We start from the raw sequence: 23,171 nt of genomic DNA, 5'->3' as shown, positions 1-23,171 counted from the left end.
TCGCGGATGGGGCGGCGCGAATCTATCGAAAACGGTCCAACATTTTATCCTGGTAGAACTGATAGGGGCCGCTATGGGTCTGTTTGCGCTTTTCCATGAGCAGACTGAACCGCAATGTCTTCTCGTTATACTCTTTTTTGAGCGCTTGTCGTTGTTCCTCATCGTGGCAACATTCGATCAGGCTTTTTAAGGTGACCATGTCCTTTTGCGCCTGCAACTCCTCGGGAAGGATCCCGGCGTTTTTCAGGATCATATATCCGGCGCGGAGATCCTCCGGTATGCCCGAGAGGTCTTCCATGACCAGCGGTTTGCCTTTGCCTGGCAGATCATCCAGTTCCCCCCGCTGGATCGCTTCCCGGATCTTCTCTTCGGCCATCATGGTGACAAAGTCCATTCATGCGCTCCCCCTTGCATGATCGTAAAGATAGTTCAATAGCGCTCTGATTTGCCTCCGTCCAAAATAAGCGATGGCAATAGCAATTGTAAAGGCCAGCGCGTCAAAGATCGTTGCAAGATGAAAATTAAAGTTTTCATCAGATGACAGGTCATAGGTAAACAAAATCACATTCGGCGTATATTCAAGAAACGATGCCGAATGGGCCAAGCGACAGATCGCGCAATAGCCCCATTTGGCGAGGAGGAAGCCCATCCACAGCCCCCAGATCAGGAGCGTTCTCCGCGCCGATCGAGCCCAAAGCAGGGCACCCCTCCCTACCGTTACCATATACGCAAGGATAGACAAATACCCAAACAAGCGCGTTTCCGTCATCAGAAAGAGCGCTGTCGTAAAGATTCCGAGAAAGAGAAATATTATGTAAAGGCCAAGGAAACGGGCGAAGACCCATAATAGATCGAGTTGGGGCGCTTTGTGAACTGTTTCGTCGTGTTCCATATCATTCCCTCCATTGATAGGCATGCCCGATTCGGCGCCACCGCTGCGGACCACCGTGAATGCCTCTCGGATATTGCCGATTTTTCTCTAATATTAATTTTACTGTAAAAACTTTTCAATAGACAAGCTTCTTTATGCAAAAAAAGAACTAAGGGATGCTTCGTTAGTTCCCATCCACTATTAGCAATCATGCATAAAAGTGCGGCCTGACTATGACAGCCTTAGTTTATCAGACTCTTTTGACGGAAACGCCACAGGCAAATCCTCATGCAACGGAGAGGCAAAGAGAAACACCGCTTCCAGGTCGTACGACCGAAAGCGGTGTTTGTTTTCTGCTCGCCCTATGCTTCATCCAACGGAAAAAAGGCGTCGATCACCTGTTGGCGCCAATGCTCTTTCACATGAAAGATCCAACGGTCGATCACGCCGCGCAGACGGCGACGCAACTCCAGGCGCACCCGTTCCAACTCTTTCTCCGGCGAGGCGCCCGCACGCTCTAAAAAGAATGTACCGGTGTTCAGGGAGGAAAAGAGCTTGGCGCAGGCGCTCTTCACCAAGGCGCCTCCGACCTTGGGCGCAACCCCTTCGAATAAGCGTTCACAAGCCATGTTACAGGTCTTGTCGGCGAAGCGGCTGAGGAGCAATGTGGTCTTCATTTCCCGAACGAAACGGCTCAGGTGCTGTGGGATCTCCAAGGGAGGCGGCGGGCTCAACAAGTCGCCAAAGATGACGGGGCTATGCAAGCGGTTTAAAGCCTGCTGGACGCTGCGGGTCATCTCCTCCTGTTCCGCCTCGGTTACGATACAGTGCTGGAGGTTGTCGAGGGAAAAAAACGTTTTTTCATCAAAGTTATCGTCAAACAATCGTTCTGTCTTTTCATGAAGCTGCTTTTGGATCGCCCCACAATGCTGATCAATCGCCTCGATCGCCCGTTTCAACTGGGCGAAGTCATTCCCCTCTTGCCGACTTGTGCTCGACGCTTTCACGGCAGACCGGCGATTGGCCATGGAACGGGACACTAGGGGTAGAGAAAAGGCCATCACACATCACCCCTGTTCGAAAATGAAACTCATTCTCATAATACGACAATGGAGTAATATGATCAAGTACTTTTTTTGTACAAATTTCGATTGACAGGAAAAGCAAACCAATTTTATAATCGAAAATGAAATTCATTTTCAACCCCGTTTTTTGTTTATTGAAAGGAGAATTACACATGGAACAAACTGGACGTAACGGCTGGGGCATCACGAGCAAAGCGGGGCATCTGCTGCGAGACAGAGGCACGAAAGGGTTCCTGCTGGGCCTGGGGGCTGCGGCGCTTTCCGCCTATGCCCTGCCCAGAGTGAGCAAAGCATTGCGGCCGATCGCGGTCAAGGCGACACAGGAGGCCATCCACCTCTACGATAGCGCCGTCACCAAGTTGTCCGAGTGGAAAGAAGATGTAGAGGACATTGTCGCCGAAGCACAAGTGCTGCATGTAGCGGAAACGCTGGAAGAAGGGAACGTACATAATCAACGGGACGCCGTTGAGAACGCTCCTGCCGTTCAACCGGCCAAAGCGCCAAAGAACCCCGAAAGCGGCGAGTAGTCTATGGCGCGCTTGATCCATCGCTTACAGGGAAGGGTGCGCCTCCATGTCGACGGGGTCAAACGAAATGAAAGGCTCGCCGCCGTGCTGGAACACCAACTGGCCTTGCTTGAGGGCATTCGAAAAGTAGAAGTCGGTCGAAATACGGGAAATATCCTCGTCCTTTTTGATGAGCGGCGCTTGCCTTTCGCCACCCTGGAAAAGGCGATCTCGGCGCTTCAACAAAAATCGCCCGAAGCGTTGAAGGCGCTTCTCCCCACTGAGAGTCAATCGTCCCCTTGCGCCACAGGCGTTTGTCGCCGGAAGGAGCCCGAGGAACTGCCGCTGCGGCCGCAGCTTTACAAGTCTCTTGCCACAGGCGCCGTGCTGGCCTGGGTTGGCTTGAAGCGGCTTTTCTGGGGTCCCTCGGCGTTGTCGACGAACAAAACCGTGCTGAATGTGGCGGCGGCCACGACGATCGTCGCCGGCTACCCCATCTTGCGCCATGGCTTGCAGGGCTTGATGGGCAAGAAGATCAACAACGACTTGCTCATCGGCATGGCCACGCTCGTATCCCTGCTGTTTCGGGAAAGCGTGACCGGACTGGTCGTGGTGTTTCTGGTCAACCTCTCGGAACTGTTTCAGACATTCACCTTGGAACGCTCCCGCAAGGCGATCTCGGAACTCTTAAGCAACAAAGACGAGAAAGCCTGGGTGCTCCGCGACGGCCAGGAAGTGGAGGTTCCCGTTGAGAGCCTCCTTGCCGGCGATGTCGTCGTCGTGCAAACAGGCGCCAAGATCCCTGTCGATGGCCATGTCCTCTTCGGACAAGCCGCTGTCAACCAGGCCGCCATCACCGGCGAGTCCCTTCCGGAATACAAAAACCTCGGCGATGAGGTCTTCGCCGGTACGGTGGTGGAATCAGGCCTTCTGCGGATCGAAGCGAAAAAAGTCGGCGATGAGACGGCCCTGGCGCGGATCATTCATCTAGTCGAGAACGCCGAAAGCCACCGGGCGCCGATTCAAAACTTTGCCGACCGCTTTTCGGAGCGCTTTGTCCCCTTCTCTTTCCTGCTCGCCCTGACGGTGTTTGCGCTGACCCGCGATATCCGCCGGGCCATGTCCATGCTGATCATCGCCTGTCCCTGCGCCGTCGGGTTGGCGACGCCGACCGCCGTGAGCGCCGCCATGGGCAATGGCGCGCGCAGAGGCATCCTGATCAAGGGCGGCTCATACCTGGAAGAGGCGGGCCAGGTCGATGTGGTGCTCTTCGACAAGACGGGAACCTTGACCGAAGGTCGCCCCCGCGTCAGCCGCATCATTTCGCTCCATGAGGACTACGGCCCAGAAGAAGTGCTCGCCCTGGCTGCATCGGGAGAATTGCACACCAACCACCCCCTGGCCAGCGCTGTAGTCGAGAAAGCCCGGGAAATGGAACTGGTGGTGCCAGAACACTCCGATGACGAGGTGGTGATCGGTCACGGTGTTCGGGTGCTGATCGACGGGATTCCCCTGTTGGTGGGCAGCGGTCACTGGATGGATGACGAAGGCATCGAGCGCGACCATGCCGCCCTGGAAGCGGAGCGCATGCAGTACCTCGGGGAAACGGTGTTGTATGTGGCGCGCGATCACACCCTCATCGGGCTGATCGGCGTCGTGGACAAGCTGCGCAAACATGCCCTGGAAGCGATCGATATGCTCCAGACAGAGGGGATCGAACAGGTGGCCTTGTTGAGCGGCGACCACCCTGACGCCGTTACCGCCGTCGCGCGCCGCCTGGGCATCGAGAACATCCATGGCAGCTTGATGCCGGAAGACAAGGTGACCATCCTCCGGCAGTATCAAGAGCAGGGATACCGCGTCGCCATGGTGGGAGAAGGGGTCAACGACTCGCCCGCCTTGGCCGCCGCCGATGTAGGGATCGCCATGGGAACGGCCGGCGCCGATGCCGCCATCGAAACAGCGTCTGTGGTCATCTCCGGCGATGATCCCCTGAAAGTGGCCCACCTGGTCCATCTGAGCCAGCGCACCATGGAGGTGATCCGGCAGAACTTTGCCTTTGCCGTCGGTGTCAATTCCTTGGGCATCCTTCTCGGGGCGTTGAACTGGATCTCCCCCTTGACGGGCGCCTTGCTGCACAATCTCAGCACCCTGGGCGTTGTCCTCAATTCCGGACGATTGCTGGTGTATCCGCTGGACGAGAAGGAGCCAAAATCGAAGCGGAAAAAGGCGGGATGACCATGTGTGCATGGACCATTGTCCACCAACTGCCTGGACGATTGCGCCTGCGATCCGCGACGGCTCGCTCCGGCGCGACCCTTCCATGGGCTGTCGAAACACTGCTTGCCCAGCCAGGTGTTCAGGCGGTGACTCCCAACGCCAAAACGGGGAGTTTGCTTGTACTATTTGATGGAAAACAGACAAAAGCGACAGATGTGATGGACTGCTTGCAAAGCAGTCCATCCACACTGTCGCCAACACAGAAGCGCCCTGTTCTTCCTTCTACAAAACGGAAGCAGCCAGATCCCCTCGAAGGGACGTTGCAGGTTTTCGGGTTGATCGCCCTCATCTTTGCCCATCACAAGCTCTTCCGCCTCCGGCCGATGAACCTCCTGTGGTGGGCCATGATCGCCTATCTATGGAAAAAACATCTGCCCATCATGCGGGCCAAGTGGCGGCGAATCAGCGCCCGTCAGCCCCAATGACGCCGGTAACAGATCATGTTCGAGCGGCCATAGCCGAGGCGTTGATAAAAAGGATGGGCTCCTTCGTTATCGCCATCAACTAAGACGGTGATGCGCAAAAACCCCTCCGCCTGGGCCATGTGGAAGATCTGCTCCATCAGATAACGGCCATATCCCTTCCCCCGCGCTGCGCCGGCGATGATGAAGTCCTCCAGCAGGATCACCGGGCCGCCTTCGGCGGTGCTGACGGAAAAGAGCAGATTGGCCATGCCGGTGACGATTCCCGCCTCTTTCAGCACCAACAGACGGCCCCGGTCAGGGTGGGCCAGGATCATCGCCAACCCTCGCACCTGTTTGTCCCGATCAGGGACGAAGTCCTTTTCCAGGCGGAACAGTTCGTCGAGCAACGATGCCATGGCCGGAATGTCGGCCCCTGTGGCGGTCTCCACGGAAACCTGCGGCAGGTTTCTCCCGATGGACGGGATTGACGAGTTTGACGGGTTTGGCAAGATTGGCGGGATGGTCGAACTCCGTTGAACCATTGTAACGTCACCTCAAAAAATTTTTTTTTGCGAAATCGCTGTCACACTCCTTCACTAAACTAGAAAAATCCTTACCCACTCGAAAATGCCGATAACCTCACTCAGGCTCCGCATTTTCTCACATACCTGCTTGCGGTACGCCCCGCATGGTCAGTCCGACCCGCTCCCGCTGACGATCCACCGAGAGAACGGCCACGGTGACGATGTCTCCGACAGCGACGACCTCCATGGGATGGCGGACAAACTTGTCGGCCAGTTGGGACACATGGACAAGGCCATCGTGCTTGACGCCGATGTCGACGAAAGCGCCGAAATCGACGACATTGCGAACGGTTCCCTGCAAGACCATTCCTTCCTTCAGGTTGTCGATGGAGAGCACCTCTGAAGAAAAGCGCGGCTTGGGCAGATCCTCCCGCGGGTCGCGACCAGGCTTCATCAGGGCGTCGATGATGTCCTTCAAGGTGGGCACGCCGAGGCCGATCGCTTCGGCCATCTTCGCCACCTCCACCTTCGCCAGCGCCGCCTTCAACTCGCCGTGGCGAGGTCCTCCCATATCGGCGGGAGCGAAGCCGAGGGCTTTCAAAAGGCTCAACGCGCCGTCATAGGACTCAGGGTGGACAGGCGTGTTGTCGAGGGGGTTGTCCCCATCAGGGATGCGCACGAATCCGGCGCACTGGACGAAAGCCTGCGGGCCGAGGCGGCTCACCTTTTTCAGTTCCGCCCGTTTGCGAAAAGGACCCTTTTCCTCGCGGTAGGCGACGATGTTCTTGGCCACCTGGGGCGAAACGCCGGCCACATAGCGGAGCAGCGACGTTGACGCCCTATTCAGGTCGACGCCGACGGTGTTGACGCAGGACTCAACGACGCCGCCCAGCGTCTCTTCGAGGCGCTTTTGGTTCATGTCATGCTGGTACTGGCCGACGCCAAGGGCTTTCGGCTCGATCTTGACTAACTCCGCCAGGGGATCCTGGAGACGACGACCGATGGAGACGGCGCTGCGCAAGGACAGATCGAACTGGGGAAACTCCTCGCCGGCCAAGGGAGACGCCGAATAAACGGAAGCGCCGGCTTCGCTGACGATGATGAACTGGACGGCTCGCTCCATCTCGCCGATCGCCTCGGCCACCAGCGCCTCCGTCTCACGGCTGGCTGTGCCGTTGCCGATGGCGATCAGATCTATGCTGTCTTTCTCCACGAGCTGGCGGAGGCGCCTCTTGGCCTCCTCCCATCGCTTCTGCGGTTCATGGGGGTAGATGACGCCGACCTCCAGCAGGCTGCCCGTCTCGGTGAGGGTCGCCCACTTGCAGCCGGTGCGAAAGCCGGGATCCAATCCGAGCACGCGACGTCGGCCGATGGGCGGCTGCATAAGCAGGTTTTTCAGGTTGGCCTGGAAGACCTTCATGGCCTGCTCTTCCGCTTTTTCCGTCAGTTCGTTGCGCAGTTCCCGCTCCATGGCCGGCGCGAGGAGGCGCTTATAGCTGTCTTGCAGGGTCTCCTTGAGCCGTTCCGTGAAAATCGAAGGACGGGTGATAAGGCGACTCTCCAGGTGTTGACCGATCGGCTCCCACTCCACGTCGATCTTGACCTTGAGGAGCTTTTCCCGCTCACCGCGGTTGATGGCCAGGACACGGTGAGGCGGGATCTTGGCGACAGGCTCCTTGTAGTCGTAATACATCTGGTAGGGCGATGTGGCTTCCGGGTCGACGGCTTTGGCGACCAGGGCGCCCCGCCGGGCGGTGAAGGCGCGCACCCAGCGGCGCACCTCGGCGTCTTCGGCGGTTTCCTCGGCGATGATGTCGAGAGCGCCCTGCAATGCCGCTGCCGCATCAGGAACATCCTTTTCCGGGTTGACGAAGGGCGCTGCCGCCGCTTCCGCCGTTCCTGTCCGCAGCTCCTGCGCCAGGATCAGGCGGGCCAACGGTTCGAGGCCCCGCTCCCGCGCCTGGCTGGCCCGGGTCTTCCGTTTGGGCCGGAACGGCAGGTAGATGTCCTCCACCTCGGCCAGGGTTTTGGAGCGCTCCAGCGCTTTGGCCAGTTCCTCCGTCCACTTCCCCTGTTCCTCGATGCTCTTCTTGACCTCTTCCTTGCGCTGGGCCAGCGATCGCAAGTAGTTGAGCCGTTCGGCCAGTTCACGGAGCTTGTTTTCATCCATCTCGCCGGTGGCTTCCTTGCGGTAGCGGGCGATAAAGGGGATCGTGTTCCCCTCGTCCAACAGTTCAATCGCTTTGGTCACAAACGCAGTCTTTAACGCCAACTCTTTGGCGATGATATCGGCAACCAACGAATCGTCTCCCTCTTCTCTTTGACTGTTCAACTATCCATACTCGTCTTTCTCGAAAGCGAATTCGCCACAATATGCGCGCCTGTGCTTCAATCGGACGATTTCATGTTTCAGACAGCGAAAGACCGTTCGCTTTCGTGGCAATTATATCTATTTGGTAATGTGGAATTGTGGTAATGTGGTAATATGGTATTGCGACTTTCGCAGCTTTCACCGGCACATCTTTCCCACACTACTTATCGAAGAGACCGCCCTTTTTGTATTTCTTGATGCCCGGCCGGGCCGACACGGGACCGCCCTCTTGCTTGCCCTTTTTCCTGTGACCTTGGCTGGCGCTCTTTTGCTTCTTTTCTTCGATGATCTTTCGCATGAGATCCACCGTCAAGCCGGCTTTTTGGGTTTCAATCGACGTTTCTGTTGATGCTTCTGTTGTTTCTTTGGCTTCATCTGCTGCTTCTGCGGATATCCCTTTCGCTGTTTTTCCTGCTTGTTCTTTCGTTGTTTCTTCCATACGAATAACCCTTCCTTATCTCATCATATCGATACTTTCATCAAAAACACACTTGATGCAGGCTTATGTTCCGGTAAAACCGCCTTTTCCCCCGCCTGAGGGCAAATTTAGCGATAGGATGCTCTGCCCCCCATTCGCCTCAACGCAGCCCCGCTTTTCTCCTTGGCAGCCCCTTTCCTCCCTGTAATTCCCTGTTTACGGATTCCCTCATTTCAGGTTAAAATGATATGTCCGAAGGATTACAGAGGATGAAAGGCGGTTCGTCGATGAACGGAAATGAAGTGCGTTCCTACCTGTTGTCTCCCGAGGAATTAGAAGAGCTGTGGGCCCGCCTGGGGAAACCGGGGGAAGTGGCGCCCGGCATCAAGGCTCCGAAGAAGCGCAACAAGTCATTAGCGCACCGCCCCGAAAATCCGAAGGAATGAAGTGAGTCACGTTTCCGTGCAGTCCTGGCGCAGCCGGGGCTTTTCTTTTTTAAATCAAGTGTACGTCAAAAGAGGCGACCGCCTCTTATCGATGTTACCGTCATTTTCGGCAGGAACGCTCCAACCGCTCCGCCTCTCTTTTGATGGCCGGCAAATCAGCATGGAGTCGGCTCAATGCTTCGGCAACGACCGGCCATAGGGGCTGACAACGATCGGCCGATACATTCACTTCAAAGGAGACCGTATCAGCCCTATGACGGGGGATGATGCGAATGTCCGCGTCGCCTCCCTGCGCTTTGGCGATCTCGCCGTTGGCCCCATCCACCGCGTCAGCCAGCACACGGGCGCTGAGCACGGCGAAGGCAAAGGGCGCCGGAACGGTGCCGATGACGACCTGCCCTTCCCCAGAGGGAAGGATCGACTGGAGGACCGGGTATGCCAGCAACGGCGCGATCGCATCGATCGAGCCGGCGATCTGATCGGCGCCGGCCGCCTCCAACTCCTCCAGGGAGCCATAGCCGTAGGCAACGGCCAGCGAAGCGATCCCGTTCGCCTTCGCGCCGATGATGTCATGCTCTCTGTCGCCCACCATAATGACACACCGGCGGTCAACTTCCGGGAACAGTTCCAAGGCCGCCGCGACCACCTCGCCTTTGACACAACGGGTACCGTCCAGGTTGCTGCCAACGATGTGGGTGAAATAACCGTCAAGACCGAAATGGCTCAGGATTTGTTTGGCAAAGACGGTCGGCTTTGACGTGGCGACAGCGAGTTGCTTTCCCGCAGCGGTCAGATCTTCGAAGAGAGCCGGGATGCCTGGAAAAACAGCGTTTTCATACATCCCTGTCACCGCGAAGTACTCCCGGTAGTCAGCCACCGCCTGACGCGCTTGCCCTTCGTCAAACCCATAGAAGTGCCGGAAGGAGTCCAGGAGCGGCGGCCCGATGAAGGGAATCAGGCTGCCCCGATCCTCTACATGGATGCCGTGCTTCGCCAATGCATATTGGACCGATTTGGTGATGCCTTCCTTGGGGTCGGTCAAGGTGCCGTCCAGGTCGAATAAAATCAAATCATAGGCCGCCATATTACGCTCCGCTTCTGCTTTTCATTTATTCGTTGAATCCCTTCGAGGTTTGTTGGTGGATTCTGTCCATCTTCTCCGTCTGCAGCCGGACGCTCGGGAACCTCCTAGGATTGAGCTGACGCTGACGCCTACGCCTCGTCGCCTGCTCCTTCCGCCCGTTCATCGCGACGGGGCGGCTTGGGACCGTAAAACTGGTAGTAGTTGCACTGGATGCGTCCGTTGTAGAGCTTTCGCTTCTTGTTGGCCTTGCGTCCGAAGAGCGCTTCAAAGCCCGGATGGGAGGTGAGCACATAGAAGGACCATGTGTCCAAGCCGGAAAAGACCTTGCCCATCTCCCGGTAGAGGCGCTCCACCTCCTGCTGCTCTCCCAGTCGCTCGCCATAGGGCGGGTTGCAGATCAAGTGGCCGTATTTGTAGCGGGAGCGAGTCTCCGACATGGGCTGGCGCTGCAGGTGGACGGCGGCGTCCACACCGGCCTTGCGGGCATGGTGGCGAGCCAGGCTGAGGGCCTCTTCGTCGATGTCCGTTCCGGTGATGCGCAGTTCCCGGTCGGTTGCAGCCACGCTGTCAGCCTCCTCGCGGGCCTGTTGCCAGAGAGACGCCGGGAGTTGTCCCCACTGCTCGGCGGCAAAGGCGCGGTGCCGCCCCGGCGCCAGGTTGAGGCCGATCATGGCCGCCTCAATGGGGATCGTGCCGGTGCCGCAGAAGGGATCGTGCAGCACCCGGTCATGGCGCCAGTAACTGAGTTGGATCATCGCCGCCGCCAGCGTCTCTTTCAAGGGGGCCTGTCCCACCAGATCGCGGTATCCCCGCTTGTGCAGTCCGGCGCCGCTGGTGTCAAGGGTCAGGGTGGCCACATCCTTCAAGAGGGCCACCTCAATGGTGTAGCGAGGCCCGTTTTCGTCAAACCAGGAGCGCTTATACTTTTCCTTCATTTTTTCGACGATGGCCTTTTTGGCGATGGCCTGGCAGTCGGAGATGCTGAACAGTTTGGAACGGACCGATTTTCCCTCGACGGGAAACTCGGCGTTCTCCGGCAGCCAATCGTGCCAGGGCAAGGCCTTCGTCCCTTGAAACAGTTCTTCGAAGGTGGTCGCCGGAAAGGAGCCGACCTTCACCAGCACCCGGTCGGCCGAGCGCAGCCAGAGGTTCGCCCGGCAGATGGCGCTCTCGTCGCCGCGAAAGATCACCCGTCCGTCTTCGACCATCTGGTCGTCATATCCCAAGTCCCGCAGTTCCCGGGCGACGACCGCCTCTAGACCGAAGGCGGCAGTCGCGATGAGTTCCATTTTTGCCATGTTTTCACCTACATCGAAGCGCCGGAAGGCCGGCGCCTCATTCTTTCCTGTCACGACTGTTGCAATATGCCAATCGGTGACTATAGTATACGGTCCTGCTGCGCATAACCGCCAGACAAAATCCGTAAAAAGACGAATATAATGGCGCTTGCCTCTCGTTTCCAACCACCGCATTGCGCTCTCTTTTACATCGTTTCCCCTTTGGTCAAAGAAAAAACAACAGGTCTATCGGCAGATGCCGCTCCCCTGTTGTTGATGGCGGTGCATTTACTTTTAGGCAACCAGCAACCTCTTTGCCGTCACTTTGACGTCATCAGTAATCGTTCTTACAGTGGTGATGATGATGGGGCGGCGGCGCCAGGGAGATGACGCGCTGTTGCTTTTGCAGCACCTTCAGCGTCAAGATGATGACCATCTTTTCAGTAAACTTCTTAAACAGCTCTTCCCCGCTGTCACAGCCGCACTCTTTGTGCTTGATGATGTCTTCCTCATAAATGACTGAGGACAGGAGTTCACAGAAGGGCTTTTCGTTCTTCACATCGACACAGATGGACTCTTCGGCGATAAACTTGTGGCCTTCGAACTCGATATTGGTGCAGGGCTTTGCCGCATGGAACTGGGGCGGGTTGGCGAAGGTGATCGGCGTGACACACTCGAAAGGCACATGTACGGTGCAGTGACGGATATCGCCGCATTTGGTCGCGCATTTTTCACAATCCACTGTGGCGTATTCGATATTCTTGCGCACATAGCCGCCGATAAACAGTTTATTTGATCCGAGCACCAGTTCGCATTGCGTCAACACGACTTCTTTCTTGATTCGCTTGATCTCCAGGGCGTACTGATCCAACTCTAGGTCGGCTTCCACTTCGATCTGGATCGTCGGCTCGGCCAGCACGACAGGGACCTTCACCTGACCGCAGGCCACATTGCCGGGCGTGTTCGGGCAGAGCGGCAGGGTCCGCACGCTCACCACCTGCCCGCAGACATCCTTCCGGGGCGACACTTTTCCACCGTCCACGCAGTAGTCCACCTCGCAACTTGATTCTCCGCAATCATACTCTGCCGGCTCGACGAAGCAGTCTTTCTCATGGCACTTCTCGGCATGCCACACCCGCTGCCAGGAATAGGCTTTGGGGGCCGGGTAGGGCGTCTTTCCTTTTTTCACTCCTTATTTCCACTCCTTTCCATTCGCACTACATATATATACCAGTCATTGCCAATCGGTTCCCGGGAACCCCTCGGCAAAAACAAAAATCCCCCGGCGAACCGGGGGATTGACACCGATTTATTGCTCCTGATACCACACATCAGCCGCCCCTGAAGGGTTTTCTTCGGCGGTAAACAGGCGGGCCAGGAGTTCTTTTTCGTAGACGAGGGGATACGAGCGGATGCTGGCCAGCAGACCGGAAGCAGGCGCCCGCACCTCCTCTTCCACCTGTCCGGAAAGGACGTTGACGATCTGGCCGAGCAGTTCGCCCTTGCGCAACATCGTGCCGGCGGTGACGGTGGGGCGGAAAATCCCGGCCGTTCGCGACAAGACCAGGTGGGTATGGTTGCGTCCAAAGGTTGGCGGCTGCAACGGCGGCGCCGGGGGCGGGCCCGCCAGGACCGCTGTGGCCAACATGAAATCGATCAGGCCCTGATAGAGTGTTTCCACCAGATCATCGTCGATACGGCGGGCCACGCCGAGCATGAGGATGTAAGGGGAAATGCCCGACTCCTTCCATTGATAGGAGAGTTGGGTCTTGTACAAGGGCGTCAACTCCCGGCGCAAGAGGTAGTGGCAGCGCAGGTAGGGCGCCAGCCGCAGATCCTCCTCTGTCGGAGAAAACATGCGCAGGTGGGGGATCTCAAAAAACTGTTCATTCGAGCCATGGACATCGAAGGCGTAGTGGGAATCAACGGTGGCTTGGAGGATGCCGTCGGCGATGCGCTGGGTCGTCTCGCCCTGATCGTAGCCAGGAAACATGCGGTTGATATCGGTGCCGTCAAAGGGCCAGTTGCGGGTGGCGAAGTTGACGCCGGGCACGTTGACGACCGGGATCAGCCGCACCGTCCCTTCCAAGGTGTAATAGGGCTCCAGGCCCCGCTCCACACGGTCCAAAAAGGCCGCCAGCCGGCTTAACAGGTACATACCGCTGATCTCGTCGCCGTGCATGCCCGAGACGAGGGAGATCAACGGTCCGTTGCCGCTGCCCTGAAACTCGTTTTTATAGATGACCATCGGTTCCCGAAAGGGGATGTTCAACTCCAGAATCGCCTCATGCATCGTCTCTCGCCACCTCTCCCTCATCCATATCCGCCGGCTGCAGCACCAACCGGGCGAGCAGCGACCCCTCATAGACGACGGGATGCTCCCGCAGGGTGAAGAGCCGACCGTCGCGGGGACTGGCGATGACCTGAAGGTCGCTCCCCTTCAGCGGGTCGACGATCTTGCCGATGACATCGCCCTCCCGGATCCACTCGCCGAAGACGTTCGGTTCCGGCACGAAGAGACCCGACGCCTCGGCGTTAAAATACCAGACCTCATGGTCGCGAATGATCCTCGGCGGCCGGAGAACGGGCAGTTCTTCCTCGGGAAGGTCGATGATCTCGAGATGGCAGAGCAGGCGCAAGAGACCTTGCAGGAGTTGATCCGAGTAGGCGGGGGTGAGGCGCTGGCCGATGCCCATCTCCACCACCAGGGTGGGGATCCCGGTCTCATTCAGATTGGTGGCCAAGGTTGTCTCCAGGACAGAGGACGAACCATGGACCCAGACAAAGTCCACATTCGATTTTTCCGCCAGGGGCAGGAGTTTGGGCGCATAGACCTCCTGCATCCGGATCTGGGGCATTTCCAACAGGAATTTGTTGCTGGCATGGATGTCCACCACCAGGTCGGCATCCTGTAAGTCCTCCAGCAGGGCATGGGCTGCCTGGAGCGGCACATGCCCTTCCCGGTTGCCTGGGAACTGGCGATTTAAGTCCACATTGAAGAAAGGCCAGGATCGGTTGAGGCTTCCCAGGCCGAGGGAGTTGACGGTGGGGTAAAAATCGACCTGTCCCCGGAAAATCTCGGGCCGCTTCTCCCGCATTTCCTGAAGATACCGGTTCAACAGGTAGATGGTGTACAGCCCTTCCAATTCATCGCCGTGAATGCCGGATACGACGGCCGCCCGGGCCGTCGGTTTCCCGTGACTGGCGCGCAGCACATTCTTGCGGATGCTGAATTGGTCCTGGGCCGGCATCCGTATGGTGAGGATTTTTTGTTCCAAAGCCCGAGCCTCCTCCACTGTTTCTCTAGCGTCTTTTGCAACCGACAGCGGATTGATGACCAGAAGGCTCGACGACCCTGCCGCCGACCCTTACTTTACTCGCTCACGCGCCGGCTCGTCCACTATTGAATCACCTGTGCGTCCACCGACACCTGCAACATTTGCGTCGCCTGGCCCCGGTAGACGCCCTTTACCGGAACGATGTCCCCATAGTCGCGGCCATGGGCGATCTTCACATGAAGGGCGCCAACAGGGCAGTTGTTGGTGGGATCGATGCCCACCCACCCCCGCTCCGGCAACCACGCCTCCACCCAGGCATGGGAGGCGCTCTCCCCGCGCAGATGACCGCCACAGGGGATGTAGCCGCTTACATAGCGGGCCGGGACACCGCCCACCCGCAGCGCCGCCGCCATCAGGTGGCTGAAGTCCTGACAGACGCCGGCGCCTTGATGCAGGATCTCCCGGATTGACGAGTCCACCTGGGTCGCTTCTTGTCGATAGGCATAGCGCTCATAAAGCCGCTCGGCGAGACGGAGAATCTCCGGCCAGCCGCCTTCTCGCAGGCGAAAATCGTCCGCCAGTTCCCTCACCTCGGGGAGAAAAGGGCAGTAGGACGTCTCCATCAACCATTCCGCGTGGCTTTGGGTGACGTCGTCAGAACCGGCCTCCCTTACTCCAGAAGGGGCGTCGCTTCGATCGTTTACCGCCGCCTGGCCCCCTCCCTTTCCCAACCCCTCCGCTTCGGAAAACGCGCCTGTCTCCACGAGCGAACAGGCTTCGATGATCAACTCCCTGTGGGATTCGGGAAACCACAGGGTCTGATAGATGTTGCCAAAGGCGTCTCGATCCTCCTGGACCGCCCCCAAAGGGGATGTGTGCAGTTCGAAGGAAAGCAACCGCTGGCGATGGTCAGTAAACGGTGTCAACCGCGTCTCACTGACCCCTTCGGTCACCGGGTGGGAGTAGTGGTAGTGGGTGCGGTGGAAGATGCGAAATCGCGTCAAGCAGAAGCCTCCTCAGCGAAAAGATCTCGCTGGATGGCCTCTCCGATGCGGTTGTTCTCCTGCAAGATCGCTTGCAGGAAAGCATGCAGCCCCTGGGCCTCGATCTCCTCCATGGTCGAATAGCGGAGGCGCCGGTCCAGTTGCTCCAGGAGTCGCACCGACTGGGGGATCTCGCCGACACCGGCAAAAGCCCGCTGGGCCGCCCGCAGCGCCTGATCGGCGCAAAAGGCCAGGGAACGCGGAAAATCGCCATCCTGGACCAGGTAAGTCGTCACATCCCGCGACGTCACCCGGCCGCCTCCGGTTCGCCGGTAGGCTTCATAAGCGCTGACCGAAGCGAGCACCCGCAGCCAGAGTTCCTCGTCGGCGCCGTCGGCGTGGTAATGAACCACATCCAAGATGCGCGCCGTCTTGTCGAGTCGCTCCAGATAGCGACCGATGCGGAGAAAGGCGCCATCCTCTCCGTGGGGAAGAATGGCCTCGACCAACCCCTGAAAGATCATCGACTGCCGCTTCACCAAATCGAGGAAGGGGTAGACAACAGGCTCACCGACGCGATGGGCGCAGGCGCGGAGGGTGAGATGGAGACGGTTGACCACTTCAAACAGCTCATTGGGCAACCGTTCTCGCACGGCCAAAGCGTTCTCCCGCGCCAGGTCGGCGCAGGCGACGATGGAATTGGGATTGGCCTCACTAAAGGCGAGAAAATCAAAGACAGAAGCGGCATCCGCCTCATCATAGAAGCGACGGAAGTCGACGATATTTCCCGTTATGGCCACCAATGGCTCCCAAGAGGCTGTTTCTCCGTAAAAGGGCCGGATAAAATTCACTTCCAGGATACGGGCATTGTTCTCTGCGCGCTCAATCAACCGGCTCAACCAGATCAGGCTGTCGGCATGGCGACAACTCAACATACGATCCGGCACTCCCTTTCCTCTACTTGCTTCTGTCCATCTGACGGGACCACCCAGGTGTCCTTGCTTCCGCCGCCCTGGGACGAGTTGACGACGAGGGATCCCTTGCGCAGGGCCACCCGTGTCAGGCCGCCGGGGATGACCCGCTCCCCGCCGATGACAAAGGGACGCAGGTCGATGTGCCGGCCTTCAAAACATCCGTTCACCAGGGACGGGTGCTGCGATATGCTGATCGTCGGCTGGGCGATGTAGGCCTTCGGGTCCTTGCGGATGGCCTGGGCAAAGTCCTCAATCTCCGCCGCCGACGCCTTCGGTCCGATCAACATCCCATAACCGCCGGCGCCGGTCGTCTTTTTGACCACCATTTGATCCAAGCGGGCCAAGACATGCTCCCGCTGCTCCCGATCGCGCAACAGATAAGTGGGTACGTTCTGCAGGATCGGTTCCTCATTCAGGTAGTAGCGGATCATCTGCGGCACGTAGGCGTAGATGGCCTTGTCATCGGCCACTCCCGTGCCGGGCGCGTTGACGAGGGCCACGTTTCCGGCGCGATAGGCGCTGATCAGGCCGGGCACGCCCAAGACCGAGTCAGACCGGAAGACCAGCGGGTCAAGGAAGGCGTCATCGATGCGCCTGTAGATCACATCGACCGGCTGAAGCCCTTCCACGGTCCGCATGAAAACGCGGTTGTTCAGCGTCAGCAGATCCTCCCCTTCGACCAGGTGGATCCCCAACTGTTGAGAGAGAAAGACATGGTCGTAATAGGCCGCATTGTACTTGCCCGGCGTCAGGAGCACCACCGTTGGGTTGGACGTGGGCCGTGGCGCCAGGGACCGCAGGTAGCGGGCAAAAAAGCTGAGCGCCGGCAAGATCGGCTGGATGCGGTACCTGCGGCACATGTCGGGGAAGAGCCGCTGCATCATCTGCCGGTTCTCGAAGATATAACTGATCCCGGAGGGAACGCGCAGGTTGTCTTCCAGCACCAGATAACGCCCCCCCGGATCACGGATGATGTCAATGCCGGCCAGCGTCACATACTGGCCAAAGGGAACCTTCGTGCCGACCATGGCCCAGCAGTAGTCCGGATGGGTTACCACCAGTTCCCGCGGGACGATCCCTTCATGGAGGCTCGCCTGCTCATGGTAGATGTCGCGCAGAAACAGATTCAGCGCCCGCACGCGCTGGCGGACGCCCTGTTCCAGCAAGGACCACTCGTCACTGGGGATCAGCCGGGGCAGGATGTCAAACGGCAGTGTCCGTTCGAGGTTGGCTGACTCCTGGTAGACCGTAAAGGTCACGCCAAGTCGATTGAACATCCGCCGGGCCTTCCGGCTCTGCTCCTCCAGCGCCGCCGGCCGCAAGGCGGAAAAGTGAGCGAAAACCCCATCGTAACAGGGTCGAATTCGCTGATCCTCAAAGAACATCTCGTTAAAGCAACCCTTGACGATACCGCTTTGGAACACGAGCGCACCTCCTAACTTGGACACAAAAAAAAAGAAGCCGCCTCTACCTTGCTGCAGAAGAGCTTCTTTGCTCGACGAACACGTCATTTATATTATATCGGAATCCCCAAAGGGATAATAGTAGATTCCTGGGGAAACATTACAGAACTCTTTGTTAAATTCATGTTAAGATATGGATTGCTACAGCGGTTTCGTCCGCTTTGGTTTCGTCCGCTTTGATGAGGGTTCGTCCGAACGACCGTTGTCGTTGCCACCGCCTCTCCACCCACCGTATCCATAAAACGTTTTCCTCCTTTTGCATTTTAAGTATAAGTACGGCAGGGTTTTCCCGTCTTTGATCGAATAGCTACTATTACGCAGAGTGGCGTCCTAGGCTTTTGACAATGTGAAGGGCCACGAAGTGCTTATGGAAAAAGCGATGAGGAGGTCGCCTCATGTCGCTGTATCACCCCTATCGTCAGGTATCACGAGCATCAAAAACCACGATCGCCAGTCTCTCTCTGGCTCTGCTCCTGGGACATGCCGTCTTTCCCACCGCTCCCGCATCGGCTGCCCCTCTGGCATCTGGGGCTGTTTTCGCTTCGACAGATGGATCGACTTCCTCTAGTGAATCACTCTCTAACAACAATGGTTCCATGCAGCCCACTCCGGCGGTCCTGTTGCGCAGCGAGCAGATCCTCAAAGCATTGACGGAGTTCAATCCCGAACTTGCCCAGTTGAAAGTGAGCAGCAAAGAACTCAAAATCCACAGTGAAGAAAAGCGACATGGGGGTCCCTACGGGCGGAAGACGACCTGGAACATTTATCTTGATGGACCGAGCAGGAGCGCCCGTACCTCACTCACCTTCGATGGCGAGACAGGCGATCTGATCAGCTTCGACGGTGAAACTGGCAACCTGCACAATGTCGATAACGGAAAGGGCGACACAGGTTTCCTCTCAGAGAAGGTCGCAATCGGGCGAGCCACCGATTTTCTGAAACAAGTGACAGGGGATCAATTTCGTCAATATCGATGGATGGAAACGACGCCCGATTATACGATCATTGGTCACGGGGGAGATGATCTAGTGATTCGCTACAGAGTGGTCCACTTTAAGCGTATCATCAACGATATCCCCGTAGCCAATAGCGGTTGGTCTGTCTGCCTCAACCATAAAGGAGAGATCGTCCGAGCCAATAATTGGGATCTGGCGACCTATCCCCAGGAGGTCTTCCCACTCCCCACTGAGATCAAGTCCAAAGATGAACTACAGCCGGAATTTGCACGGTTGATCGATGCCACCCTCGTCTATGCGCCTGTTCCCCCTGGTACTGACCCCTCCTTAAAAAGGGCGCCCCTCGTCTACTGGGTTAATATGCAGCCGGTCAATGCGCTCACAGGAACGGCCGAACCGGAATCGGAAGAAACGCCGGAACGGGTACAACTAAAGGGGAAAAATGTAATCATCATCAAAGATGTACACGATGCCGCTGCATGGTTAAAAAACCTTACCGGCGCTGACACCGCTGCGCTGGAAATGGAGAATCCAAACCGGTATCTGAAATACGAAAAAGGTCGGACCATGAACTTCCATTGGCTCAAACTCCGGGAACCGAAAAAGGGTGAATCAAAGAACGGTTTAAGAGGGATCCCCCTATCCTGCGACCTACAGGTGAACGCAAAAACAGGAGTGGTCACAAACCTGTTCATTAATGATGAAGTCAATAAAAACGATAGCGCGGCGACAGTGACGGAAGCCCAGGCAAAAGCGACGGCGCTTCAGTTTTTAGCGTCCGCTTTGCCGCAAGGCGACTATGACCTGGAGATCAGTCGCTCGGTACACCGGCCCATACCGGAGTGGGTAAACCGCAGCAAACTTCCTCCCGAAATACTAACCGAACACCGACCCTATGACTTTTCTTGCACCGTCCTTCGGCAGGGCATACCGGATTTTTCAACCCATATCTTCGTTTCGGTCGACACGTCCACAGGCAAGATAATCCAATTTAATTACATGGAGTCGCCTTTTACAGAATACCCTGATCCCGCCAAAGCCCTGACAGAAGATAAGATTAAAGAACTCGTGTCAAAACAATTCACCCCGGCGCTGATCTATGACTGGCCAGAATTCTATCATCAGCGTCCGAAGCAAGCCAATCTGGAGTACCGATTGTGCCCTGAGTTTCGACCGATTACGGTCGATGCGTTCACCGGCGCCGTGATCGAACAAGAATAAACCGGAAGAGGAAGTGAGGAACGGGAGAAATCACCTGTCAACGGTGGGTTTCCCGTTCCTCGCATTTCATTATGAATCGTGTGGCTTATATCCGTTGATCCTTTGCAAAAAATCCACAAAAAATTGCCATTATCCCTTGCACATGTTCGAATATTACTGTATACTGTGGTCATGTCCTGATATGGTGAAACGCTACTCTTCTCGATTGCCTGTGGCTAGGGAGGTTTGACGGTTATCCCTAGACAGGGCAAAATATGAGGAGGTTTTTTTTATGTTTCAAGACAAAGTGTTAACCTGCAAAGAGTGCGGCTGCGAGTTTGAATTCACCGCTTCCGAACAAGAATTCTACGCCGAAAAAGGCTTCACCAACGAACCCGGTCGTTGCCCCCAATGCCGGGCTGCTCGTAAAGCCCAAAACAACAACCGTGGTGGCTATCGCCAAGAGCGCGAAATGTTCCCCGTCGTCTGCTCTTCCTGCGGCAAAGAAACCACTGTTCCCTTCCAACCCCGTGGCGATAAGCCCGTCTACTGCCGCGACTGCTTCCAGCCCCAACCCCGCAATCGCTGGTAGAATCCTAACTCGTAAAAAAGAGCTCACCCGATAGGGTGGGCTTTTTTGTTTTTTATTTCCTCTGCAACTTTGCCTAATTGCGGAATACACAGTGTGAATTTTACCTACACGAGAGTTCAGTCGTTAGGATTTATTTCCTGTAATTGCATTCTATTCGCCTGATGGAAATCCTTCAATATAGAAAAGTCGTCACTTCTCTTCGAGTGAAAGCATCTCTACATCGAAACGAACTTGAGCGTATTGGCTTTTTTTAGAACATACTGTGAGCCTTTCCTGGAAAAACTATCGTCGTGTTCAACATAATATAAAGGCGTTGGAACTTTGATAAGTAAAACACGCTTGATTTCGCTTTTCCTTATCTCTGCGATCATGCTGACAGCCTGCGCAAAAAATCCTTTCAAGCGACTGACAGACGCCGAGCCAGACGCGACGATACCTGTGAGGGAACTCCAGGATTACAATCTCAACCCCGAACAGGCGAAAGCACTGCAGGAGCGATACCAGGGCACCTTGTACTATAAAGGAGATCCCGAGAAAAAATATGTCGCCCTCACCTTTGACGACGGTCCGGATGGTGTGTACACCCCGCAAATCCTCAGCATTCTCCACGATAAAGGAGTACCTGCGACATTCTTTGTGGTGGGCAAGCAGGCCAACGCATACCCAGAGGTGCTGCAACGCATCGCCCAGGAGGGGCATGCCATCGGCAATCACAGTTGGGACCATCGGAAGCTCACCCGCTTATCGTCCGATGAGCTCACCGACCAAGTGCGGTCGACAGAAGATGAGATCCGCCGAATCACGGGGTTCAAAACGACTTTGTTTCGGACGCCCTATGGCTCTTTCGACAGCAACGTCATCAATGAACTAAAAAGCTTAGGCTATAAGGTCGTCGAATGGTCCATCTACACCCGCGATCTAAAAGGAAAAAACAAGAACCAAATCCTGAGCGTCGTCAATAAGGAGGTTTCGCCGGGAAGCATTATCCTCCAACACTGCCGGGCAACCGTTCCGGGACAGTTGAACGCTTCGGTTCAAGCGCTTCCGGAAATCATTGATCAACTGCGTGCCCAAGGGTATGAGTTCGTCACCGTAGAGAGGATCATTCAATAGCTTTTACGGAAACAGTCATAGAGCAAAATTTTGATACAAAATAAAAGGTGTGCGCGAAGGAACTTGATTTGAGTCATCGAATTCATAGCAAGGTATTTTATTCGCAGTCTCACTGAGCTCTTTCGGCCCGTTGAGATGAGCAGGTTGCTATCAGATGAGGAGGGTGTCTCATGAAAGTGATCGCGATCAACGGCAGTCCGCGGAAAAACTGGAATACGGCGATGCTTCTGCAAAATGCCCTGGAAGGCGCGGCAGCCCAGGGCGCAGAAACCGAGTTGATCCATCTGTATGACTATAGCTATAAGGGTTGCATAAGCTGCTTCGCTTGTAAATTAAAAGGCGGCAAAAGCTACGGTCAGTGCGCTGTCAACGATGATCTAAAACCCATCCTGGGGAAAACTGATGGGGCCGACGCGTTGATCATCGGTTCGCCTATCTATTTTGGAAATATCACCGGTGAGGCCCGCTCTTTCCTGGAGCGGCTGTTATTTCAGCACCTCGTCTATGACGGGAACTATTCCGTTCTTACCGAAAAGAAAATCCCCACGGCCATGATCTATACGATGAACGTTCCTGAGGTCCTGATGAAACAAATCGGGTACGAACAGAACTTGAAAGGCTTCGAAATGGTGTTGACGCGGACCTTCGGTTCCTGTGAGTCGTTGTTCGTGACAGATACCTACCAGTTTGAAGACTACTCCCGATATGAAGCATCCGGTTTTAACGCCGAGGCAAAAGCAAAGAGACGGGCAGAGGTGTTCCCGGAGGACTGCAAAAAAGCCTTCGATCTGGGAAACCGATTCGCCCAGCAAAATAATACGACTGCACAATAAACCGTAGCAAAACTGGGACTGGAAAAATCGCCATCGCAAAGTACGCGACTGTTTCAAAAAAGCGACCTCGCCGGTATAGGCGAGGTCGTTCAGTTAGCGCTTATTTTTGATACTTCTCCAACAGGTACCGTAATCTCTCTCCATGTACAGCTTCATCTTTTGCAACCGCTTCCACGGCGCTTGTCACTTCAGCGCCGATCACCCCGAGTTTTTGAGCAAATTCCTTCAGCCTTGATTCAGCTGCCACCTCAATGGGTTGAATTTTCCCCATCGTTTCGAAGATATCCATATTGACTTTTCCGTTCAACACAGCATATAAACCGGCGTGTCTCAGCTCATCGACTGCGATTTTCAATAACAACTCGGCCGCCTCATGCAATCCCTTTTCCCCTGCAATATAAGCGGCGGCAGCATACATGACCGCTCCCTGTGTCTCCCCGTTTTGATTTTTCTCAATCTCATTTTCAAAATCAGTGCCCTTTGTCAACCCAAAAATGCTCATTTTACCTTACC

23 protein-coding genes are annotated in these 23,171 nt (G+C 56.2%); 8 read left to right on the top strand and 15 right to left on the bottom strand.

Going from position 1 to position 23,171, the window contains the following annotated elements; genetic code table 11:
• Positions 1–22: 22 nt before the first annotated feature.
• From GTO89_RS00500 to GTO89_RS00490, 3 genes are all read right to left on the bottom strand, one after another.
• Positions 23–394, bottom strand: coding sequence for a DnaJ family domain-containing protein (locus tag GTO89_RS00500; RefSeq protein WP_161260100.1), 372 nt, complete (start codon positions 392–394; stop codon positions 23–25).
• Positions 395–892: a hypothetical protein gene (locus GTO89_RS00495; RefSeq protein ID WP_161260099.1), complete on the bottom strand. Its 498-nt coding sequence runs from the start codon at positions 890–892 to the stop codon at positions 395–397.
• Between the two features lie 341 nt (positions 893–1,233).
• A complete protein-coding gene (locus GTO89_RS00490; protein ID WP_161260098.1) occupies positions 1,234–1,932 on the bottom strand; it encodes a hypothetical protein in 699 nt (232 codons plus the stop codon).
• 176 nt (positions 1,933–2,108) lie between these two features.
• Here GTO89_RS00490 and GTO89_RS00485 point away from each other — a divergent pair, with 176 nt between their 5' ends.
• The 3 genes from GTO89_RS00485 to GTO89_RS00475 are packed head-to-tail and all read left to right on the top strand — an operon-like array spanning position 2,109 to position 5,167.
• Complete coding sequence (locus GTO89_RS00485; RefSeq protein ID WP_161260097.1) at positions 2,109–2,483, top strand: hypothetical protein; 375 nt, start codon at positions 2,109–2,111, stop codon at positions 2,481–2,483.
• A gap of 3 nt (positions 2,484–2,486) precedes the next feature.
• Positions 2,487–4,700, top strand: coding sequence for a heavy metal translocating P-type ATPase (locus GTO89_RS00480; protein WP_161260096.1), 2,214 nt, complete (start codon positions 2,487–2,489; stop codon positions 4,698–4,700).
• Positions 4,701–4,702: 2 nt separating this feature from the next.
• Complete coding sequence (locus GTO89_RS00475) at positions 4,703–5,167, top strand: hypothetical protein (RefSeq protein WP_161260095.1); 465 nt, start codon at positions 4,703–4,705, stop codon at positions 5,165–5,167.
• Here the strand turns inward: GTO89_RS00475 and GTO89_RS00470 are convergent.
• From GTO89_RS00470 to GTO89_RS17050, 3 genes are all read right to left on the bottom strand, one after another.
• A complete protein-coding gene (locus GTO89_RS00470) occupies positions 5,155–5,688 on the bottom strand; it encodes a GNAT family N-acetyltransferase (protein WP_161260094.1) in 534 nt (177 codons plus the stop codon). The genes GTO89_RS00475 and GTO89_RS00470 overlap by 13 nt on opposite strands.
• A 118-nt stretch (positions 5,689–5,806) precedes the next feature.
• Positions 5,807–8,002 carry a Tex family protein gene (locus tag GTO89_RS00465; protein WP_235920149.1) on the bottom strand — a complete coding sequence of 732 codons (2,196 nt, stop codon included), beginning with the start codon at positions 8,000–8,002 and terminating at the stop codon, positions 5,807–5,809.
• A gap of 199 nt (positions 8,003–8,201) precedes the next feature.
• Positions 8,202–8,480: a hypothetical protein gene (locus GTO89_RS17050; protein ID WP_170294300.1), complete on the bottom strand. Its 279-nt coding sequence runs from the start codon at positions 8,478–8,480 to the stop codon at positions 8,202–8,204.
• Between the two features lie 266 nt (positions 8,481–8,746).
• On the opposite strand from GTO89_RS17050, the gene GTO89_RS17045 reads away from it, so the two are divergent.
• On the top strand, positions 8,747–8,905 hold the full coding sequence (locus tag GTO89_RS17045; protein ID WP_170294302.1) for a hypothetical protein: 159 nt from the start codon (positions 8,747–8,749) through the stop codon (positions 8,903–8,905).
• Between the two features lie 100 nt (positions 8,906–9,005).
• Here the strand turns inward: GTO89_RS17045 and GTO89_RS17730 are convergent, their stop codons facing one another.
• The 8 genes from GTO89_RS17730 to GTO89_RS00425 all read right to left on the bottom strand — a co-directional run bounded on the left by GTO89_RS17730 (position 9,006) and on the right by GTO89_RS00425 (position 17,925).
• The gene (locus GTO89_RS17730; protein ID WP_161260093.1) at positions 9,006–9,989 is read right to left on the bottom strand and encodes an HAD family hydrolase; all 984 of its coding nucleotides are present in this window, start codon (positions 9,987–9,989) and stop codon (positions 9,006–9,008) included.
• A gap of 128 nt (positions 9,990–10,117) precedes the next feature.
• Positions 10,118–11,287, bottom strand: coding sequence for a THUMP domain-containing class I SAM-dependent RNA methyltransferase (locus GTO89_RS00455; protein ID WP_161260092.1), 1,170 nt, complete (start codon positions 11,285–11,287; stop codon positions 10,118–10,120).
• 313 nt (positions 11,288–11,600) lie between these two features.
• Positions 11,601–12,455 (bottom strand): CsxC family protein, encoded by an 855-nt coding sequence (locus GTO89_RS00450; RefSeq protein WP_161260091.1) that lies wholly within the window; start codon positions 12,453–12,455, stop codon positions 11,601–11,603.
• A gap of 120 nt (positions 12,456–12,575) precedes the next feature.
• Positions 12,576–13,559 carry a M14 family metallopeptidase gene (locus GTO89_RS00445; RefSeq protein ID WP_161260090.1) on the bottom strand — a complete coding sequence of 328 codons (984 nt, stop codon included), beginning with the start codon at positions 13,557–13,559 and terminating at the stop codon, positions 12,576–12,578.
• A complete protein-coding gene (locus tag GTO89_RS00440; RefSeq protein WP_161260089.1) occupies positions 13,552–14,544 on the bottom strand; it encodes a M14 family metallopeptidase in 993 nt (330 codons plus the stop codon). Before GTO89_RS00440 ends, GTO89_RS00445 begins: the two co-directional genes overlap by 8 nt.
• Before the next feature lie 122 nt (positions 14,545–14,666).
• Positions 14,667–15,548, bottom strand: a complete 882-nt coding sequence (locus GTO89_RS00435) for a transglutaminase family protein (RefSeq protein ID WP_161260088.1) — start codon at positions 15,546–15,548, stop codon at positions 14,667–14,669.
• Complete coding sequence (locus GTO89_RS00430; RefSeq protein ID WP_161260087.1) at positions 15,545–16,474, bottom strand: alpha-E domain-containing protein; 930 nt, start codon at positions 16,472–16,474, stop codon at positions 15,545–15,547. The genes GTO89_RS00435 and GTO89_RS00430 overlap by 4 nt, the downstream gene beginning before the upstream one ends.
• Positions 16,456–17,925: a circularly permuted type 2 ATP-grasp protein gene (locus tag GTO89_RS00425; RefSeq protein WP_211200749.1), complete on the bottom strand. Its 1,470-nt coding sequence runs from the start codon at positions 17,923–17,925 to the stop codon at positions 16,456–16,458. Before GTO89_RS00425 ends, GTO89_RS00430 begins: the two co-directional genes overlap by 19 nt.
• 434 nt (positions 17,926–18,359) lie before the next feature.
• Here GTO89_RS00425 and GTO89_RS00420 point away from each other — a divergent pair, with 434 nt between their 5' ends.
• From GTO89_RS00420 to GTO89_RS00405, 4 genes are all read left to right on the top strand, one after another.
• Positions 18,360–20,141 carry a YcdB/YcdC domain-containing protein gene (locus tag GTO89_RS00420; RefSeq protein ID WP_161260086.1) on the top strand — a complete coding sequence of 594 codons (1,782 nt, stop codon included), beginning with the start codon at positions 18,360–18,362 and terminating at the stop codon, positions 20,139–20,141.
• A 271-nt stretch (positions 20,142–20,412) separates the two neighbouring features.
• Positions 20,413–20,712, top strand: coding sequence for a zinc-ribbon domain containing protein (locus GTO89_RS00415; protein ID WP_161260085.1), 300 nt, complete (start codon positions 20,413–20,415; stop codon positions 20,710–20,712).
• 438 nt (positions 20,713–21,150) lie between these two features.
• Positions 21,151–21,825, top strand: a complete 675-nt coding sequence (locus GTO89_RS00410) for a polysaccharide deacetylase family protein (protein ID WP_204758142.1) — start codon at positions 21,151–21,153, stop codon at positions 21,823–21,825.
• A 170-nt stretch (positions 21,826–21,995) separates the two neighbouring features.
• Positions 21,996–22,658, top strand: coding sequence for a flavodoxin family protein (locus tag GTO89_RS00405; RefSeq protein WP_161260084.1), 663 nt, complete (start codon positions 21,996–21,998; stop codon positions 22,656–22,658).
• Positions 22,659–22,758: 100 nt separating this feature from the next.
• Here the strand turns inward: GTO89_RS00405 and GTO89_RS00400 are convergent, their stop codons facing one another.
• On the bottom strand, positions 22,759–23,160 hold the full coding sequence (locus GTO89_RS00400) for a ferritin family protein (protein WP_161260083.1): 402 nt from the start codon (positions 23,158–23,160) through the stop codon (positions 22,759–22,761).
• Between the last annotated feature and the right edge of the window lie 11 nt (positions 23,161–23,171).

This window comes from Heliomicrobium gestii, from assembly GCF_009877435.1.
Lineage (GTDB): Bacteria > Bacillota > Desulfitobacteriia > Heliobacteriales > Heliobacteriaceae > Heliomicrobium > Heliomicrobium gestii.
Note: the sequence above shows the minus strand (reverse complement) of the source record. Positions and strands in the feature narration are given on the sequence as shown.